This is a genomic window from Aeromonas lusitana (assembly GCF_002812985.1).
In the GTDB taxonomy this organism is placed as follows: Bacteria; Pseudomonadota; Gammaproteobacteria; order Enterobacterales; family Aeromonadaceae; genus Aeromonas; species Aeromonas lusitana.
Genome location: NZ_PGCP01000026.1, coordinates 35,771 through 53,711, shown reverse-complemented (window position 1 = coordinate 53,711; position 17,941 = coordinate 35,771). Strand labels below are relative to the sequence as shown.

At 61.1% G+C, this 17,941-nt stretch carries 16 protein-coding genes and 2 tRNA genes; 7 read left to right on the top strand and 11 right to left on the bottom strand.

The features are described 5' to 3' along the window. Nucleotides 1-83: 83 nt before the first annotated feature. The 5 genes from CUC44_RS15645 to rsmC form a co-directional block, all read right to left on the bottom strand. Nucleotides 84-169 (bottom strand) — tRNA-Leu (locus CUC44_RS15645). A 51-nt stretch (nt 170-220) separates the two neighbouring features. Beyond that, nucleotides 221-306: transfer RNA gene (locus tag CUC44_RS15640), tRNA-Leu, on the bottom strand. Between the two features lie 116 nt (nt 307-422). Continuing rightward, nucleotides 423-1,883 (bottom strand): glycogen synthase GlgA, encoded by a 1,461-nt coding sequence (gene glgA / locus CUC44_RS15635; RefSeq protein ID WP_100860814.1) that lies wholly within the window; start codon nt 1,881-1,883, stop codon nt 423-425. After that, nucleotides 1,873-3,093 (bottom strand): glucose-1-phosphate adenylyltransferase, encoded by a 1,221-nt coding sequence (gene glgC, locus CUC44_RS15630; protein WP_279627833.1) that lies wholly within the window; start codon nt 3,091-3,093, stop codon nt 1,873-1,875. The genes glgA and glgC overlap by 11 nt, the downstream gene beginning before the upstream one ends. A 135-nt stretch (nt 3,094-3,228) precedes the next feature. Beyond that, complete coding sequence (gene rsmC, locus CUC44_RS15625) at nt 3,229-4,257, bottom strand: 16S rRNA (guanine(1207)-N(2))-methyltransferase RsmC (protein ID WP_100860812.1); 1,029 nt, start codon at nt 4,255-4,257, stop codon at nt 3,229-3,231. A 277-nt stretch (nt 4,258-4,534) separates the two neighbouring features. On the opposite strand from rsmC, the gene dapA reads away from it, so the two are divergent. The 3 genes from dapA to CUC44_RS15610 all read left to right on the top strand — a co-directional run bounded on the left by dapA (nt 4,535) and on the right by CUC44_RS15610 (nt 7,912). After that, entirely contained in the window at nt 4,535-5,407 is an 873-nt protein-coding gene (gene dapA / locus CUC44_RS15620) for a 4-hydroxy-tetrahydrodipicolinate synthase (RefSeq protein ID WP_100860811.1), read from the top strand. Nucleotides 5,408-5,501: 94 nt separating this feature from the next. Further along, nucleotides 5,502-7,172, top strand: coding sequence for a GGDEF domain-containing protein (locus tag CUC44_RS15615; RefSeq protein ID WP_100860810.1), 1,671 nt, complete (start codon nt 5,502-5,504; stop codon nt 7,170-7,172). A 149-nt stretch (nt 7,173-7,321) separates the two neighbouring features. Beyond that, a complete protein-coding gene (locus tag CUC44_RS15610) occupies nt 7,322-7,912 on the top strand; it encodes an HAD family hydrolase (protein ID WP_100860809.1) in 591 nt (196 codons plus the stop codon). A gap of 135 nt (nt 7,913-8,047) precedes the next feature. Here the strand turns inward: CUC44_RS15610 and hfq are convergent, their stop codons facing one another. After that, nucleotides 8,048-8,407, bottom strand: a complete 360-nt coding sequence (gene hfq, locus CUC44_RS15605) for an RNA chaperone Hfq (RefSeq protein WP_100860808.1) — start codon at nt 8,405-8,407, stop codon at nt 8,048-8,050. 175 nt (nt 8,408-8,582) lie between these two features. Between hfq and CUC44_RS15600 the strand changes: the two genes are divergently transcribed. From CUC44_RS15600 to CUC44_RS15590, 3 genes are all read left to right on the top strand, one after another. Then, the gene (locus tag CUC44_RS15600; protein ID WP_100860807.1) at nt 8,583-9,851 is read left to right on the top strand and encodes a paraquat-inducible protein A; all 1,269 of its coding nucleotides are present in this window, start codon (nt 8,583-8,585) and stop codon (nt 9,849-9,851) included. Beyond that, nucleotides 9,844-11,490 (top strand): intermembrane transport protein PqiB, encoded by a 1,647-nt coding sequence (gene pqiB, locus CUC44_RS15595; RefSeq protein WP_100860806.1) that lies wholly within the window; start codon nt 9,844-9,846, stop codon nt 11,488-11,490. Before CUC44_RS15600 ends, pqiB begins: the two co-directional genes overlap by 8 nt. A gap of 100 nt (nt 11,491-11,590) precedes the next feature. Then, complete coding sequence (locus CUC44_RS15590; RefSeq protein WP_100860805.1) at nt 11,591-12,160, top strand: PqiC family protein; 570 nt, start codon at nt 11,591-11,593, stop codon at nt 12,158-12,160. 65 nt (nt 12,161-12,225) lie between these two features. On the opposite strand, the gene ompA is transcribed toward CUC44_RS15590, so the two are convergent. Both ompA and CUC44_RS15580 read right to left on the bottom strand, forming a co-directional pair. After that, nucleotides 12,226-13,257, bottom strand: coding sequence for a porin OmpA (ompA, locus tag CUC44_RS15585; RefSeq protein ID WP_100860804.1), 1,032 nt, complete (start codon nt 13,255-13,257; stop codon nt 12,226-12,228). 294 nt (nt 13,258-13,551) lie between these two features. Then, nucleotides 13,552-14,559, bottom strand: a complete 1,008-nt coding sequence (locus CUC44_RS15580; RefSeq protein ID WP_100860803.1) for an SGNH/GDSL hydrolase family protein — start codon at nt 14,557-14,559, stop codon at nt 13,552-13,554. Between the two features lie 238 nt (nt 14,560-14,797). Between CUC44_RS15580 and CUC44_RS15575 the strand changes: the two genes are divergently transcribed. Beyond that, the gene (locus CUC44_RS15575) at nt 14,798-15,178 is read left to right on the top strand and encodes a YgiW/YdeI family stress tolerance OB fold protein (RefSeq protein ID WP_100860802.1); all 381 of its coding nucleotides are present in this window, start codon (nt 14,798-14,800) and stop codon (nt 15,176-15,178) included. Nucleotides 15,179-15,241: 63 nt separating this feature from the next. On the opposite strand, the gene mltC is transcribed toward CUC44_RS15575, so the two are convergent. The 3 genes from mltC to mutY all read right to left on the bottom strand — a co-directional run bounded on the left by mltC (nt 15,242) and on the right by mutY (nt 17,857). Further along, the gene (mltC, locus tag CUC44_RS15570) at nt 15,242-16,342 is read right to left on the bottom strand and encodes a membrane-bound lytic murein transglycosylase MltC (RefSeq protein ID WP_100860801.1); all 1,101 of its coding nucleotides are present in this window, start codon (nt 16,340-16,342) and stop codon (nt 15,242-15,244) included. Nucleotides 16,343-16,501: 159 nt separating this feature from the next. Beyond that, nucleotides 16,502-16,774, bottom strand: coding sequence for an oxidative damage protection protein (locus CUC44_RS15565; protein WP_005313967.1), 273 nt, complete (start codon nt 16,772-16,774; stop codon nt 16,502-16,504). Nucleotides 16,775-16,795: 21 nt separating this feature from the next. Next, nucleotides 16,796-17,857, bottom strand: a complete 1,062-nt coding sequence (gene mutY, locus CUC44_RS15560; protein WP_100860800.1) for an A/G-specific adenine glycosylase — start codon at nt 17,855-17,857, stop codon at nt 16,796-16,798. Nucleotides 17,858-17,941: the final 84 nt, after the last annotated feature.

Here is a 17,941-nt window from a genome sequence, read left to right as displayed (position 1 = left end):
CCGCCACCTTCGCACACTGTTTTTCCCATCTGCATTTTAAATGAGGATTGGCGCATTGCTCTCGTTTTAACATGTCAGAATCATGGTGCGAAGAGAGGGACTCGAACCCTCACATCCGTGGGACACTAACACCTGAAGCTAGCGCGTCTACCAATTCCGCCACCTTCGCACATTGTCATCAATCTTGTTTTACATGCCATCGATGAAGCATGTTGCAGTATGGTGCGAAGAGAGGGACTCGAACCCTCACATCCGTGGGACACTAACACCTGAAGCTAGCGCGTCTACCAATTCCGCCACCTTCGCATCACTGCGGTCGGGGATTTTATAGAGTTTTGGGGGGGCGTCAACAGCCAAAGGGGACTTTTTTCGCTGTTGACGAGTAAAGCGGCGTTAAGGGCACAAAACTTCAGCAATCGGCCTCAGATCGAGGCCAGCGCATCCCGGTACATCTGCTCATACTGGCCGACCGAGTCTGCCCAGTTGAAACGGGTCTGCATGGCGGTGCGCTGCACCCTGGCAAAACGCTCCGGTTCTTGCAGGTAATGGAGCAGACTGCGACGCATGGCATCGAGCAGGGTGCTGGCGGTGGGATCGTTGAAGCAAAAACCGGTGGCCCGCGCAGGGTCAGCATCCCAGTCCACTACGGTATCTTTCAGACCGCCGACGGCCCGTACCAGCGGCAGGGTGCCATAGGCCAGGCTGTACATCTGGTTGAGACCGCAGGGTTCAAACAGAGAGGGCATCAGGAAGAAGTCGGCGCCGGCCTCCACCAGGTGGGCCAGCCGATCGTCATAGGCGTTGATGAAGGTGAACTTGTCGGCGTGTTGCTGGGCGATGGCCTGCAACTGGGCGGCGAGGGAAGGATCGCCCGAGCCGACGATCACCACCTGGACCTGATGCTGCAGGAACTTGTCCAGCGCCGGGATCAGCAGATGCACCCCTTTCTGCTCTGTCAGGCGACATACCATGCCATAGATTGGCAAATCTACAGCAGGAAGACCTGCCTCCCGCTGCAGGGTCTGCTTGCAGACGCGCTTGCCAGCCAGCTGGTCGACGTCATAGGTGGCGGGCAGCAGGGCGTCGGTTGCGGGATCCCAGTCCTGATAGTCGCAGCCGTTGAGGATGCCGCACAGATCGCTTGCCCGCTGCTGGAACACGCTGGCCATGCCGTGGGCGCCCAGGTGAGTGAGCAGTTCGCTGGCATAGTTGGGGCTGACCGCGTTGATCTTGTCGGCATAGAGCACCCCGCACTTGAGCAGGTTGACGTGGCCGTAGTCGTAGTTGATGCGCTGCTCGTAGTCCGCAATCTCCGGCACGGCCCAGAACTGGGCGCGATCGAACACTCCTTGAAAGGCGGCATTGTGGATGCTGATCACCGACCGGGTGCGCTGGAAGAAGGGGTTGCGGGCGTGACGGCTCTTGAGCAGCAGCGGCAACAGGCCCGTGTGCCAGTCGTTGCAATGGGCTATGTCGGGGGCAAAGTTGAGCTGTTCGCAGGCGTGCAGGGCCGCCGCCGCCAGGAAGGCAAACCGCTCGCCGTTGTCGGGATAGGCCTGGTTGTTCTCCGCATAGAGCTGGGGGCGTTCGAAATACTGCGGGCAATCGAGCAGATAGACGCAGACGCCGTCCAGATCCAGCTGATAGATGCGATAGCTGATATCGGCTCTGTCCGGCGGGGTCGGCAACCAGCGCGAGGCGATGAGTGTCGCCTCGTCCCGGCGCTTGAGGGTCTGGTAGAAGGGCAGGATGATGCGAACGTCGTGGCCCTGGCGGGCGAGGTTCAGAGGTAGGGCCCTGGCCACATCTGCCAGGCCCCCGGTCTTCACCAGCCCCTCGACCTCAGAGGCAACAAACAGGATTTTTAACGGGCTAATAACCAACTCTTGCTCCCTTAGGTACCACGACGATACCGCCTTCGGACACGGTAAACCTCTCTCTGTCATGGTCCAGATTCTCACCGATCACGGTGCCGGGTGCAATTTCAACGTTTTTATCTATGATGGCGCGCCGAATTGAGCAGCCTTCCCCTATCTTCACGTCCCCCAGCAGCACGGATTCACTGATGTGGCTGCAGGGCCCGATATTGCAGCTAAAGCCCAGGATGGAGCGCTGGATCTGGCTGCCCTGAATGAAACACCCACCGGAGATCAATGAGTTGGCGATCTTGACCTTGCAATCATCGGTATCGATGAAGGTGGCGGGGGGCAGGGGCGGGTAGTGAGTGTGCAGCGGCCACTTGCGGTTGTAGAGGGAGAAGGGGGCATCGTCGGCCACCAGGTCCATGTGCGCCTGCCAATAGGAGTCGAGCGTCCCCACGTCGCGCCAGTAGACGTTGGGTTTCTCACCCGGGATCACGTTGCTGCTGTAGTCGTAGACATATACGGGGGTGCGCGGGTAGAGGCTGGGGATGATGTCCTTGCCAAAGTCGTGGCTGGAGTTCTCCTCGGCGGCATCCCGTTTCAGCTCGCGGTATAGCGTCTCGGTCTCGAAGATGTAGTTGCCCATGGAGACCAGGGCCTGGGTGGGATCCCCCGGGATGTGCTTGGGGTGCTTGGGCTTTTCTTCAAAGCCAATCATCCGCCCTTCGTGATCCACCTCGATCACCCCGAAGGCGCTCGCCTCCTCGATGGGCATGCGCAGGGCGGCGACCGTCATGGCGGCGGCCTTCTGCTTGTGGAAGGTCACCATCTGGCTCACGTCCATCTTGTAGATGTGGTCCGAGCCGAAGATGCAGACGTGCTCGGGATCCGAGGTCTCGATGAAGCGCAGGTTCTGGTAGATGGCGTCAGCGGTGCCGTCATACCAGCGCTTGCCCATCCGCATCTGGGCCGGGATGGGATCGATGAAGCGGTCCGTGATGCCGACTATGTTCCAGCCCTTCTTCATGTGCAGATAGAGGGACTGGGACTTGAACTGGGTGAGCACATAGATGCGCAGAAAATCGGCGTTGACGAAGTTGTTGAGGACGAAGTCGATCAGACGGTAACTGCCGCCGAAGGGCACGGAAGGCTTGCTGCGGGTGGTGGTCAGCGGCTGGAGGCGAGTACCTTCCCCCCCGGCCAGGATCATGGTCAAAATGCCTGCCATTATATTTCTCTCCCTGCTTGAAAAGGCTTTCAGACTGTTGCGAAAAAACACCCCAAAAGGGGTGGAAATCGTTTTTTTCTACCTTAACAGATCCCGTCTGGCACTCTCTACTTGTTTTATTACAACCGTTACACTTATTTACACTTTGCTCAGATAGACCCTGAATTTGGTGTCGCTGCCGATCACCTCGGTCCGTTTGAAGTGAGTATCCAGTATAGGCTGATATCGCAGGAAGGCGTTTGCGACTATGGTCAGAGAGCCATTGGCGGCCAGGAATCCGGGGGCCTTTTCCAGGAAGGTTTCGGTGGCGGCATAGAAGGTTTTGAGGCCGGCATGGAAGGGCGGGTTCGAGACAATATGTTGGAATTTTTCAGCCACATCGGAGTAGACGTCGGAGGCATAGACCTTGCCCTGCACCCCGTTGATGGCCAGGGTACGGCGGCTGGACTCCAGTGCCAGGGCATTGATGTCCACCATGTGGACGGCCAGGGCCGGATTGCGCTTGGCCAGGACAGAGCCGATGACGCCGGCGCCGCAGCCAAAGTCGAGCAGCTTGCCGGTCATGGGGGGCAGGCTGGCCAGCAGCATCTGGCTGCCGAGATCCAGTCCGTCGGCACTGAATACCCCGGGCAGCGCCATCACGGTCAGCGCAGTGTCGCCGGCCAGACACTCGTAGCGGCTGAACCAGGCCTCCAGCTCGAACGGCGCGACCGGCTTGCCGAGCTCGCCGTGATAGAGGGAGCTGCGGCGCGCCGAGTCCCGTTTGATCGGTTTCTCACCATACGGCGCCAGCAGCTTGTCGGCCCCATTGATCCCGCCCCGGTTTTCACCCGCCAGCAGCAGGTCGGCACCCGCCTCCAGCAGGGGGGCCATCATGGCCAGCAGGTATTGCGCCTCGGCCTTGGCCTTGGGCATCAGCAGCAGCAGGGCATCGAAGCGGGGGGCGCCGCCGAGCTGGTGATCGAATAGAATGTTGTCACCAAGGGCTTCTTGCTGGCTGAGGTAGTAGCAATAATCTGTGGTGAACACCGTCAGGGAGTCGGTCAGCTCGGCCAGTTGGCGCGGGTAGTCATCCTCCAGGGCGCCGCAGACGAGCAGGCGCTTGCCGACGAAGAGGGCTTGGTTACGTTCCAGCATCTGGCTGACGGCACTGACAGGACGACTCATTGGGTTTCTCCACGCAATTTTGGGCGGCCATTATACATGGCTGCTTTCGCCTTGACATTTATGCCGCCTTCCCGAAATATGCCAGACACCTTATTTAGCCAGAGATGATGCCATGCGGCTTCGCGTATCGAAACGAAAGCATAAACACAGCCTGAACCTCGGGCCTGCTGACGTGCGCGCGTAACCTCTCATCCCTGAGACGATTCAAGCCCCGGTAGCGACCCTCGTACCGGGGCTTTTTATTGACCAAACCACTCATTCAGGAGAAGGAAATCCCATGTTTCAAGGTTCGATAGTTGCCCTGATCACCCCGTTCAAGCAGGGCCAGCTGGATGAGGCCGCGCTGGCTCGTCTGGTGGAGTGGCACATAGAGCAAGGCACCCACGGCATAGTGCCGGTGGGGACCACGGGGGAGAGCCCGACCCTGACCCACGACGAGCACTGCCGGGTGGTGGAGCTGGTGGTCAAGCAGGTGGCCGGTCGCGTGCCGGTCATCGCCGGTGCCGGCTCCAACAACCCGGTCGAGGCCATCGAATACACCCGTCACGCCGAGCAGGCCGGGGCGGATGCCACCCTGCACGTGGCCGGTTACTACAACCGCCCCAATCAGGAAGGGCTGTTCCATCACTTCAAGGCGGTGCATGACGCCACCACCAAGCCCATCATCGTCTACAACATCCCGCCGCGCGCCATCGTCGACGTGCAACCGGCGACCCTGGCCCGCCTGGCCGAGTTGCCGCGCATCGCCGGGGTGAAGGATGCTACCGGCGATCTGGCCCGTCCCTGGACCGAGCGTCAGCTGATCAAGAAGCCCTTTGCCTGGCTCTCCGGCGAAGATGCCACCGCGGTGGCCTACAACATCGGCGGTGGCCAGGGCTGCATCTCGGTGACCGCCAACGTGGCCCCCAAGCTGGTGGCCGAGGTGCAGAACCTGACCCTGGCGGGTGACTGGCAGGCCGCCCGCGAGCTGCAGGACAAGCTGATCCCTCTGCACCAGGCCATGTTCGCCGAGCCGAGCCCGGCCGGAGCCAAATACGCCGTCTCCCTGCTGGGCTTTTGCAGCGAGGAGTGCCGGCTGCCGGTGATGCCCCTGTCGGAGGCGACCCGTGAGCGGATCCGTTCCGCCATGCAGGCACTGAATCTGCTGTAAAACTGGGCTCTGGATCGCGCTTTTGAGTGCTAGCTCAGTAAATGGTCAGGCTTGCCGATATACTCGCTTGGATACATTTCAAGGATGAACTGGCATGCAAGAATGGGATCCGGAGCACTTCACCAGTTTTGAACAGCTGTGTGAGGTGACGCTGGCCGCGGTCAGAGAGAAGACCGAGGCCGAACAGATCTATCTGTGGCTGCGGGCGCCGACGCCCCAGCTCTACTGCTATCGCCCCGAGCTGGGTCTGCTCTGCCTGCATGCCGATGCCCTGACCAGCCTGGCGCTCCCCATCTCCTTCATCGAACGCTCCCTCGCGCTCTGCCAGCTGCTGGTGGAACCCGTCACGGCAGCCGAAGCGCTCTGGGAGAGCGTCGAGCCCGAGGCGCCCCGTCTGCGCGCCAGTTTCCCGCTCAAACGTCATCAGGGGCTGGAGGCCGCTGTCTACCTGGAGACGAGGCGCCGCCTGGATCGCCTGCCAAGGCGTCACCAGCAGAGTATTCAGCTGCTTATGCATTACCTGGCAGCAGAACTGGATGGTAGAAGGCTGGCCAGCCAGGTGGATCTGGAGCGGGATCAGCGGCTCCATACCCAGGCTGACCTCGTCCGCAGCCAGGCCTTGCAGGACGCCTTCCTCAGCATGTTGCAGGCACTGCACCTGGTCGGGGTTCAGCTGTCGCGCTGTGACAGCGAAGAGCAGTTGCTGCACGACGCCGTGGCCCTTGCCCGCCAGGAGCTGCAGTTCGATCGCATCGCCATCTTCCTGATCGACGCGGATCTCAAGACCATGCAGGGCACCTGGGGCACCAACGAGGCGGGCGAACTGGTCGATGAGCGTCACTTCGTCAGCGCTATCCCGGAACACCCCACAGTGCAGGAGGCGCTGCGGCGCAAGGACTACGTGCTGGTGCTGGAGGATGCGCCCCTCTATTACGAACAGCAGGAGGTGGGGCGTGGCTGGAATGCCATGGTGTCCCTGTGGGACGGAACCACCCCCATCGGCTGGATCGCCGCCGACAACCTGCTCTGGCGCCGCCCCCTCAAGGCCTACCAGAGCGAGATCTTCAAACAGTACGCCGCCGTGCTCTCCCAGTTGCTGATCCGCCAGCGTACCCAGGCCACCCTGGAGCGTTTCAACCGTGAGCTGGAGCAAAGGGTGCAGGAGCGGACCCGCCAGCTGGCCGATACCAACCGGGCGCTGGAGGAGGCCAACCGGCGCCTCTCCCTGCTGTCGCTGGAAGATCCCCTGACCGGGATCGCCAACCGTCGCCAGTGGGACATCACCATGGAGCGGGAGTGGGAGCGGGCCCGCCGTCATCAGGGAATACTGGCGGTGCTGATGATCGACGTGGATGAGTTCAAGTCCTACAACGATCACTTCGGCCACGGCAAGGGGGACCAATGCCTGCAGCGGGTGGCGGCCCTGCTGCAGGAGACGGAGCGGCGCAGGACCAATCTGGTGGCCCGTTACGGCGGGGAGGAGTTTGTGATCCTGTTGTGCGCCCCGCAGCCGGGGGAGGCGGAGCGGCTGGCGGAGCAGATCCACCAGGGGCTGGAGCGGCTGCAGATAGCCCACCCGGCGTCACGGGTCACCGAGATGCTCACGGTCAGCATCGGTTTCAGCTACCTCATCCCCTCGTCCGACAAGGGGTGGCAGACCCTGACCGAGCAGGCGGATCAGGCGCTCTATCATGCCAAGTCACGGGGGCGCGCCTGCACCCTGGCCTACCGCGCACAGGCCGAGCCCCTCATCACCCCTCAGTGAGCTGCCCTGAATCATCCTCGAATCCCCTCATCCAGCGGTCTTTCGCGCCATAAATGAGGTGGCAAGCGTTTCTCGCCATCTGGCACATGGCGATACGCCTTGGCTCTGGCTAGAATGGGGGCCCATTTTCACAAGACAGATCCTGCACCATGACCCTATCCGGATTTCAAGGCCTGGTCTTCGACCTCGACGGCACTCTGGTTGACTCCATGCCGCTGCATCTGGCCGCCTGGGAACATACCGCCCGCGAGTTTGGTTTCCAGTTCGATGCCGACTGGTTCTATGAACTGGGTGGCATGCCGAGCCGCAAGATAGCCCTGCTGGTGGCAGAGGTGCAGCAGATTGCACTGGATCCTCTGGTGGTGACCCGCTGCAAGACGGAGCACTATGTGGCCAACCTGCACAAGGCCACCCCGTTCCCGGCCATGCTGGAACTGGTCGAGCGCTACCACGGCAAGATCCCCATGGGGATAGGCACAGGGTCACCGCGCATCAATGCCGAAGCCGTGCTGCGCAATACCGGGCTGGATCGCTACTTCCCCGTGGTGGTCACCGCCGACGACGTGGATCTGCACAAACCCCATCCGGATACCTTCTTGCTGGTGGCGCGCCGACTGAGCATAGAGGCGGGTAACTGTCTGGTGTTCGAGGACACGGGCATAGGTGCCCAGGCCGGTCAGGCGGCGGGCATGCAGGTGTGCATGGTCAAGGAAGGGAAACCGGTCGGATTGAGCTACTGAACGGACGAGACGCGTTATATAGGGTCTTGGAGAAGACCCACTCTCATACGGGACAGGCGATAAACATGAGAGTGGGTATGCGCATCTGTCAGTGCTTGACGCAGCGACACGCTTCAGGCTAGGCGAGAGCGAGCATCAGTGCTCGCCGCTACCGCCCTGATTGTCATCGTAGCGACCCGGAGCACCGTGGGGACGCGGCGCCATGGAGACGCGCGGCTTGCGGGCCCGCTGGATGCTGACGGCCGGACGGCCGGAGTGCATGGCGATGGTAGAGATCTTGGCCTTGTAGACCAGCTGCTGATTGCCATGGGCATCGGTCAGCAAGACGCTGTACTGGTCGAAACCGCTGATGGTCCCCTCCAGCTTGATGCCGCTCACTAGGAAGATGGCGACCTGACTGCGGTTCTTGCGCAACCAGTTGAGGGCAGAATCTTGCCCGTTCCCAAGGGAGAAGGCTTGCTCAATCGTTGAGTAGCTTGGGGATTCAGTTGTCATAAATTATTGTCCCGCGGAAAAAAAGTGGCGTTTGATTGTGCTAAATGGTCACAGGCTTGTCAAAGTCATTCTCTATCCCATTGTTGAAGCTCGGATAAACAGGGCTGGTTGTTAGGAGCGGCGACTGCAATAATTGCTCCTCTGGCCGTGCGCGGCCTCATGCTGGGGTCTTATCTTGCATCCGGTTTTACACCAACATCCAACCTATACCCATGACGCGACCGCCTGTGAAGAGTGCGACCTGCTGGTGCCGGCCACCACGCTGGCGGTGGGGGAGACGAGCAGCTGTCCCCGCTGCGGTCACACCCTGAGCCGCCATCTGCCGCAGCAGGAGCGCAGGCCGCTGGCCTATGGCTTCGCCGCCCTCATCATGTTTGCGCTCTCCAACGTCTTCACCTTCATGTCGTTCTCCTCCCACGGGGTGGGGCAGGAGATGACCTTCCTGCAGTGCATCACCACGCTAGTGGAGCAGGGCTACCTGTTCCTCGGGGCCGTGCTGAGCCTGACCCTGATCGGCCTGCCGCTGGTCTATGTGGGCTCCATCATGCTGGTGCTCTGGCGTATCGACAAGGAGATGCACAGCCGGGCGCTGCGCTCCCTAGGCCGCCTGCTGTGCCGGATCCGCCCCTGGCTGATGGTGGATGTGTTCCTCATCGGGGTGCTCATCTCCCTGGTCAAGCTGATGGGCATGGCGGACATCAAGATGGGGCTCTCGTTCTGGGCCTTCGTCGGTTATACCGTGTTGCTCATCAAGATGATGTCCTCCCTGGATCGGATGTGGCTGTGGCAGCGGTTGTTTGGCCCCACCGAATCGCGGGAGCTGGATCCCGAGGCCGGCGCCATGGCGTCCGAGCTGGTGGGTTGCCATATCTGCGGTGCCCTGAGCGAGGCGGGCACCGATCGCTGCCCGCGCTGTGGCGATCACCTGCATGCGCGCAAACCGGGGGGCCTGAATCGCACCTGGGCACTGCTCATCACCTCTGTGATCCTCTATATCCCCGCCAACCTCTATCCCATCATGGACACGGTATTCCTGGGGGATGACAGCCCCTCGACCATACTGGGCGGGGTAGTGCTGCTGTGGGCTTTGGGCTCTTACCCCATCGCCGCCGTCATCTTCTTCGCCAGCGTGGTGATCCCCCTGGTGAAGATACTGGCGCTGCTGTGGCTCTGCTACGTGGTGCAGCGCGGCCAGGGCGCCTCGCCGCTGCGCAAGCTCAAGCTCTATCGCATGACCGAATTTGTGGGGCGCTGGTCGATGATCGACGTCTTCGTGGTGGCCATTTTGGCGGGTCTCATCCGACTCGATAATCTGATGACCATCTACCCTGGCCCTGCGGCCGTCGCCTTTGCGGGGGTCGTATTGATCACCATGGTGGCTGCCATGAGTTTCGATTCCCGACTGATCTGGGATTTACAACAAGGAGAGCGCGAACGTGAGTGAGCGTAAGACAAGGTGGAAACCCGGCTCGGATTTTCTGAGCTCGGCCGCCGCTATCTGGATGGTGCCCATGCTGGCGCTGTTCATCGGAGCCTGGATGCTGTTCCAGCACTGGTATTCACAAGGCCCCAGCTTCACTCTGACCGTGGCCACCGCCGAGGGCATAGTGGCGGGCAAGACGGTGATCCGCTCCCGCGAGGTGGAGGTGGGTCGCATCGAGGCGGTGGAGCTCAGCGATGACTACAGCCATGCGGTGCTGAAGGCTCGCCTGAACAATGCCGCCGCCGGCATGCTCAAGAAGGACAGCCAGTTCTGGGTGGTCAAACCCAGGATCGGCCGGGAAGGGGTCTCAGGCCTCGGCACCCTGCTCTCCGGCGCCTATATCGAGCTCTCCCCGGGCAAGAAGGGCAAGGCGCGCAACACCTATGCCATGCTGGACCGGCCGCCCCTGGCGTCGCTCGATGCCAAGGGGCTGCGGCTCTCTCTCTCCAGCCGGGATGCCAATGCCCTGGGGGTGGGGTCGCCCATCAACTATCAGGGCTTCACCATAGGTCAGGTCGAAGAGGCCAAGTTCCTGCCCGAGAAGAGCGAGATGCAGTATCAGCTCTTCATCAATGCCCCTTACGACATCCTGGTGAGTGGCAACTCCCGCTTCTGGCTGACCCCGGGCTTCGAGGTCTCCATGAGCAGCGAGGGGATGAAGGTCAAGATGGATTCCCTGGAGAGCCTGGTCAACGGTGGCATCACCATGGGGCTGCCGCCTGGCTGGTTGCCGGGTGAGCCGGTCAAGCAGAACGACGAGTTCGTGCTGTTCAAGGATGAGGCGAGCGTGCTGGCTGGTAGTCTGGATCAGTTCATCGACTACGTCTTCTTGTTCGAGAACGACGTGGGTGGCCTGCACCCGGGCGCGGCCGTGCAATATCGCGGTATTCGGGTCGGTACCGTCATCTCGGCCCCCTATCTCATTGACGACAAGGGCGTTCAGCTGTTCAAGAGCCGCCAGATCCCTGTGCTGGCCCGCATCGAGGTGCAGCGCCTCTCCCACCGCTACGCCAATGCGGAGAAGGAGCAGTGGCGCGCCCTGTTCAACAAGCAGTTCAAGGAAGGGCTGAGGGCCAGCCTCAAGACCTCCAGTCTGCTGACCGGCGGCAAGGTGGTGGATCTGAACTTCTACCCGGACGTGCCTGCCTACCAGCCGCTCAAGGTCGCCGGCTATCAGGTGTTCCCGACCGCCCAGGCCGGACTGGATCAGATAGAGCGCAAGGTGAACCTCATCCTCGACAAGTTCGTCGACATGGACATGGCCACCACGCTTACTCAGGTCAACAGCACCCTGGCGACCCTGGACAAGACGCTCAAGCACGTCAGCGCCGTGAGCTCCAATCTGGAGCAGTTCACCGGCCAGCAATCGACCCAGCAGTTGCCGGAGTCTCTCAATCAAAGCCTCAAGCAGTTGCAGGAGACCTTGCAGACCTATGATGCCGGTTCCCAGACCAATCAGGAGCTGCGTCAGTCGGTGCAATCTCTCAACCAGTTGATGGGAGAGCTGCAGCCTTTGGTCCATTCATTGAATGAGCAGCCGAGTTCGCTGATCTTCGATCGCTCCCGTCCCCTGGACCCTGAGCCCAAGCGAGGAAAATGATGATGTCCCTGACTTTGCCAACCCTTAATCGAGGGGCCAAGTTCGTTGATCTTCGATCGCATCCATTCACCCAGGATCTCGAGCCCAAGCGAGGAAAATGATGAAAAAACGGATGATGACGCTGGCCTTGCTTGGCCTGCTAGCGGGTTGCAGTTCCGCACCCACCAGCCTGCACTACTACTCCCTCGATGCCGACAGCCAGCCGGCACCGACCATGGCGACCCAGCCGCAACACCAGCTGGTGCTGAGACCCATCGCCCTGTCGGGACAGCTGGACAGGGTCAGCCTGGTCTATCAGCTGGAGGGCAATGAGCTGCACTTTGCCGAGTACCACCGCTGGGCGGGCTCCCTGGATGCTCAGCTCAATCAACTGACCCTGGATGGGCTCTCCAGCCGCTTGCCGGGCTGGGTGGTGCGTCAGGACGGGGCCCGCAAGGGGCCCGTGTTGACCATCTCGGTGGAACGCTTCCAGGGCCGCCACGATGGTCGCGCCCTGCTGAGCGGTCGCTGGCGCTTGCTGACAGAAGAAGGTGTTGTGCTGCGGGACGTGCCCTTCCAGCAGGTGCGGGTACTGCCAGCCGATGGCTATGGCACCCTGGTGGACGAGCTGGGACAGGGCTGGCAACAGCTGCTGGATCAGATTGCGGCGGACATCCGCACGCGCGCCTGAATGAGGCAATAAAAAACGGGAGGCCAAGGCCTCCCGTTTTGTTATCTGCGAACTATGGGCTGAGGTTACTGTTGTACCTCGGAGACCCCTTGTACCTTGACCTCTACACGGCGATCCGGGGCCAGGCAGACGATTAGCTCACGCTTGGACTTGCTGGTGCAGCTCTCGCCCGTCACCGGGTTGTTCTTGCCATGCCCTTCCACGTTCACCTTGCCAGCAGGCAGGCCCTTGCCAATCAGATAGTTGGCAACAGTCTGTGCGCGCTGCTCGGAGAGCTTCTGGTTGTAGGCATCGGAGCCGATACGGTCGGTGTAGCCGATGACGGTGGCGGAGCCATCCTTGGGCCTGGCTTCTTCGATCTGGCTATACAGGGTATCCAGCGCCTGACCGGCAGCCGGTTTGAGGGTGGCCTTGTTGAAGTCAAACAGCACGTCCGAGCTCAGGGTGAACTGCTTGTCCACCACCACGGGCTCTGGCGCAGGTGCAGGAGCCGCGACCGGCAGGGCCGGTGCGACCTGGCCGAAGCGATAGACGGCGGCCAGGGAGAGCAGGCCGTTATCCATGCGCAGGCCGGTATCCTCTCGGCTGCCATAGGGGGTGCTGTACTGGTATTCGAGGCGGGCGGCCCAATCCAGGTTGAGGGCGTATTCGGCGCCGAGGGCCCCGACGAAGATGCCGCGGCTGTCGTTGTCCAGCGCGTCGCTGCTGCTCCAGCCATAGCCGCCACCGACGCGACCGTAGAGATCCAGGCTCTCGGTGACCGGGAAGCCGAGCTTCAGGGTCAGTTGAGCCAGCTGGGCTTCGACGGAGTCGCTGAAGGCCGCGGCGTTACGGGTGCCGCTGTACTTGTACTTGCCCAGATAGTCGTAACCCAGTTCGATCCCCAGGTTCTGGTTGATCTGGTAGCCACCGAAGAGACCGGCCCCCACTTCATCATTGTCTTCATCGGTTGCGGAGATGGTGTTGCTTTCATCGACACCGTAGAAGTTGGACCAACCCAATTTGGCACCGCCATACCAGGTATTGTCTTGTCCGGCTGCCTGAGCGTTGGCCGCAAGCAAGCCTGAAACCAGCAAGGTAATCAGTGTTTTTTTCATGTGAAGCCTCTGCAATTTTGTTTGTCGGGAGGTCGAATCCGCATCGCCTCTCCGTATGGATTGGGCCAGTGGCCGGCCACAACATGTTTAAACGTAGCCCGTTTTTTTTGAACCACAAGCAACTGATATAAAACATATTGTGATAACTATGCCCATCATAGGGGAGTTGTCCGGGCAAGAGGGCTAGTATGGCTCCGATTTGTGACGGGTGTCATATGGGTTGTTCGTTTTGCATTCAAGGCGGGTCAACAAAAAAGGCCGACGAGATGTCGGCCTTCTGCATGGGGGCATGGTTTATTGCGGGATGAACTCATACTGCTGCTCGATGAAGGCCCCGGCCCGCTCGCTCAGGGCGGCGTGCACGACGGTCGTGGGATGTACCTGATCCCAGAACATCTTGCCCTCGCAATTCAGTTCGCTGGCGCTGCGGCGGGCCATCGGGGAGGCGACCGCCTGTGCCAGCAAGGGGTTGCCGGCGATGGCGAGGCGCTCGGACTCGCTGAAGGCCGAGAGCTGGCTGTCGGCGTTGGCGCTGCGGGAAGCGAAGGGTTTCCACACATAGCCGCCACCGTAACAGGCGTTCTCGGTGTCGCTCAGGCCAAAGTTCTGCGGTTCACGCAGCATCTCGGCGAACTGCTTGTCTATCTCGAATAGCTTCACCAGACCGGTGGGGGCCAGCTGGCGAGCCAGATTCAACAGCAGCTCGTTGTGGTAGGCCGAGACATGACTGGCGGCTTTCACTACATTTTGGCTGCGGGCCGAGGGGTTCTGACCGAGATCCGGCAGGTTGAACAGCAGGATCTGATTGGCCCCGTTCAGTACCAGGCGATTCGCCGAGTCGCTGATGACATCCCGCACCCGCTTGGCGTCCTGCTCCGTGTTCCAGCCATAGGCCAGGTAGTCGTTGGCGCCGACCCAGAGGATCACTAAGTCGTCCTGTTTGAAGCTGTCCTTCTCCAGGAACTGGGTGATCTCGTAGTCCAGGTTGTTGATGACCTGATACTTGGGGTTCCAGGAGATCTTGTTGTAGGCCACGGCGGTGGCGCCCCCTTCCGCCTCGTTGGCGATCTTCAGGCCAGGGAACTGTTGGGTCAGCTGCTCCAGCCAGACCGGGCCGTTGGAGAAGCGTCCCTGGTAGTAGGGGGGGCTTGAGGGGAGATAACCGCGCATCTTGCCGTACATCTTGCCGGTATCGGAGAGGCTGTCACCGAACATCACGATGCGGGAGAAGGCGGGACGCGTCTCGGCGGCCTGGGCCGTCAGCGCTAAGAGTCCCAATAAACACACAAACCATTTTTTCATGTCACTGTCTCATAGAATGGAAAGCAGGCCTTGCCTGCGGGCTGTTCCTCGGTGGCGAAGTGAGCTGGGGACCCATTCGCCACACTGCAGGGTATGGGGCCGAATTTAATTCTGCATCAGTGGGATATAATTAAATCGATTTCGGTCACACAGGGCTCCCCCAGATGGGGGACGCTTCACGTTTGTTTCACGCGAGTCGGGGCAAGATGACCTCATACCGCAAAGACAGGAGCATGCAATGAACAAAGCTAGCGTAATCGGCCTGGTGGCCCTGATGTCCGTATCCTCTTTCGCCATGGCGGCCTACACAGGCCCGCAGGAGCAGAATGTCATCACAGTGTCCCAGTTGAAGGATCAGCGTGACGACAACTGGGTGACCCTGGAGGGCAAGCTGACCAAGCATCTGGGGGGTGAGAACTACATGTTCAGTGACGCCAGCGGCGAGGTGGAAGTGGAAGTGGATGGGGATGTGTGGCGCGGCATCGAAGTGGGCCCGAACGATCTGATCCGCATCCGTGGCGAGGTTGACCACAGCTGGAACAAGACAGAGGTCGAGGTAGATCGCCTGGAGAAGGTGGGCGCAGAGGCCCCGAGCAAGGGTGGCTTCATCGCCAAGTAAGCTTGCAGATGACTGCTAATGAGAAGGGCGCTCCATGAGCGCCCTTCCTGTTTTTGCATCTCGTTAGCCAGCCCGGCTGGCGACGGTGCGCTTGAACCCCTTCTCGGCCTGATTGACCTTGTAGAGGTAACGCCGCGCCTCCGCCTTGGGGTGTTGCTCGGTCAGCACCTGATAGACGGCCTCGGGGGAAAGGCGGTTGATCATGTCCGGCGCCACCTTGCGGTTGCTGGAGAAGGTGTTGAGCACCCCGCCCGCCCCACCGTTGTAGGCGGAGATCACCGCATAGCGACGGGATTGGGGATCCTGGATGTCCGCCAGGTAGACGGTCTGCAGCAGGTGCAGGTAGGCGGTCCCCACGTCTATGTTGTAGGCGGGGTTGAACAGGTCTTCCCGGGTCGGCTGGCCATTCTTGCCCTTCACCCGTACATAGACGTCGCGCCCTGCGGTGGCCGGGATCACCTGCATCAGGCCATAGGCGTTGGCATGGCTGACCGCATAGGGGTTGAAGCTGCTCTCCGTCTTGATCACCGCGTAGATCAGGCTCTCGGCGACGCCGTACTTGCGGGAGGCATCGCGGATGATGCTGGCGTACTTGTAGCCGCGCCTGTCCTCGTGGTTCGCCACCATGGGGATGTCGACGAAGAAGATGTTGCGAATGCCGAGGGTGCGCTTCTTCATGGCGGTGTTGAGCAGGTAGTCGGCGTAGCGCTCGGCGCGCCAGTCGGAGCGGATCGGCTGACCCTGGTTGTCCAGCACCTGGCCGTAGAGGAAGGGCTCGCCACCGGGCAGGATCTCCCGATCCGAGTAGAGATCCACTTCTGCCGGATCGTCCGGGGTCAGCAAGGTCTCTATTATGGCGCGGCGCAGGTGGGCGCGGGGATCGATCCCCGACACGGTTTCCACCATGATGTGGCCGCTGGCGAAGTCGATGTGGGCCCGGCTCTTGTACTGATCCGTGTATTTGACGTAGTCAAACTTGCCCGCGAACAGCGCCTCGCGCCCCCATATTTCGTTCACGTTATGGGAGAGGGCACTGATCATGTGTTCGAAGCCACGCACGTCCTTGCCGTTGACGAGATCCTCGTCTTCTCCACTGGGCTTGGGAGAAGAGGAGCAGGCAGAGAGAAACAGCAGAGCGCACAGCAGCCAAAAAATTCGACCCATAAGATCCTCAAAACTGGGCGGCGATGCCACCCGACATGCATTGGCCGTGAGCCAGATCAGAGGACATCTCGATCTGGCTCACGGGTACCGATAGTGACGGGCTGCGGCTCAGGGGAGGTGAAACCGTCGATGAGTGCTCCCTGGCTCAGCAGCATCAACTCATTGGCTGGGCGGGGTATAACCGTCGATGGCCACTTCGCCCGCTTCGAACAGGTAGCTTACCATCTCTTTTTCCAGCAGCTGACGGTGCTCCAGGTTCATCATGTTCAGCTTCTTCTCGTTGATCAGCATCACCTGCTTCTTCTGCCACTCGGTCCAGGCTTCCTTGCTGATGTTGTCGAAGATCCGCTTGCCGAGTTCACCGGGGTAGAGTTGGAAATCGAGGCCGGGCCCCTCTTTTTTCAGACGCTGACAGAATACGGTACGGCTCATGATGACCTCTATGGTTGCAACTCAGGGTTGTAGGTCCAGGTAGGCGAGCAGGCGGGCCGTAGCGGCCGCCAACCCCACCTCGGCAGGATGGCGTAAGTTATACCAGAGTCGGGAATCCGCTTCCATGAGCAGCGGGGGCGGGGGGGCAGCGAGTTCGATCAGCAAGGGCTGGATATCCAGGTGGAAGTGACTGAAAGTGTGCCGAAAACCAGTCAGTTCCCGATAGTCTAGGCCGCTCAGCCCCAGCGTCAGCAAGCGTCCTTCCACCTCGGCAAGGGACTCTACTTGCGGGAAGCAGTAGAGCCCGCCCCAGATCCCCTGCGGCGGGCGCTTCTCCAGCAGCAACTGATCGCCGTGGCGAATGATCAGCATGATACCGTTGCGGGCCGGGATGCTCTTCTTCGGTTTGCTGTTGGGATAGGCGGTGGGGTTGCCTTGCGACAGCCCCTGGCAATCGGCCTGGACCGGGCAACGCGTGCAGGCGGGCTTGCTGCGGGTGCAGACGGTGGCCCCCATGTCCATCATGGCCTGGTTGTACTGAGCCACCCCGACCCTGGGGGTGAGGCGGGTCGCCAGCTCCCACAGATCGGTTTCCACCTGCTTCTGGCCAGGCCAGCCCGGCAGCGCCAGCCAGCGAGTGAGCACCCGCTTCACGTTGCCATCCAGGATGGCGTGGGGCTGACCCAGGGCGAGGGAGAGCACGGCGCCGGCGGTGGAGCGACCTATGCCGGGCAGGGCCATCACCTCTTCCAACTGTTCAGGGAACAGGCCGCCGTGCTGATCGCGGATAGTCTGGGCCGCCTTGTGCAGGTTGCGGGCGCGGGCGTAGTAACCGAGCCCGGTCCAGTGGTGCAGCACCTCATCGATGGGGGCGTCGGCTAGGGCCAGCACATCGGGGAAGCGGGCCATAAAGCGCTGATAGTAGGGGATCACGGTGGCGACCTGGGTCTGCTGCAGCATGATCTCGGAGATCCAGACCCGGTAGGGGGTCTTGTCCTGCTGCCAGGGCAGGGTCTTGCGACCGTGGATCTGGTACCAGTCCAGGATCCTTGTCGCGAAAGTGCTGTTATCTGAATTGCTCACGGGGTTCTCATGTTTTGATTAAAAAGGGGAGCTCTCGGGCTCCCTCTTGTCATTGGGCGACTGGCCGGCCGGGCCGGCCAGTCT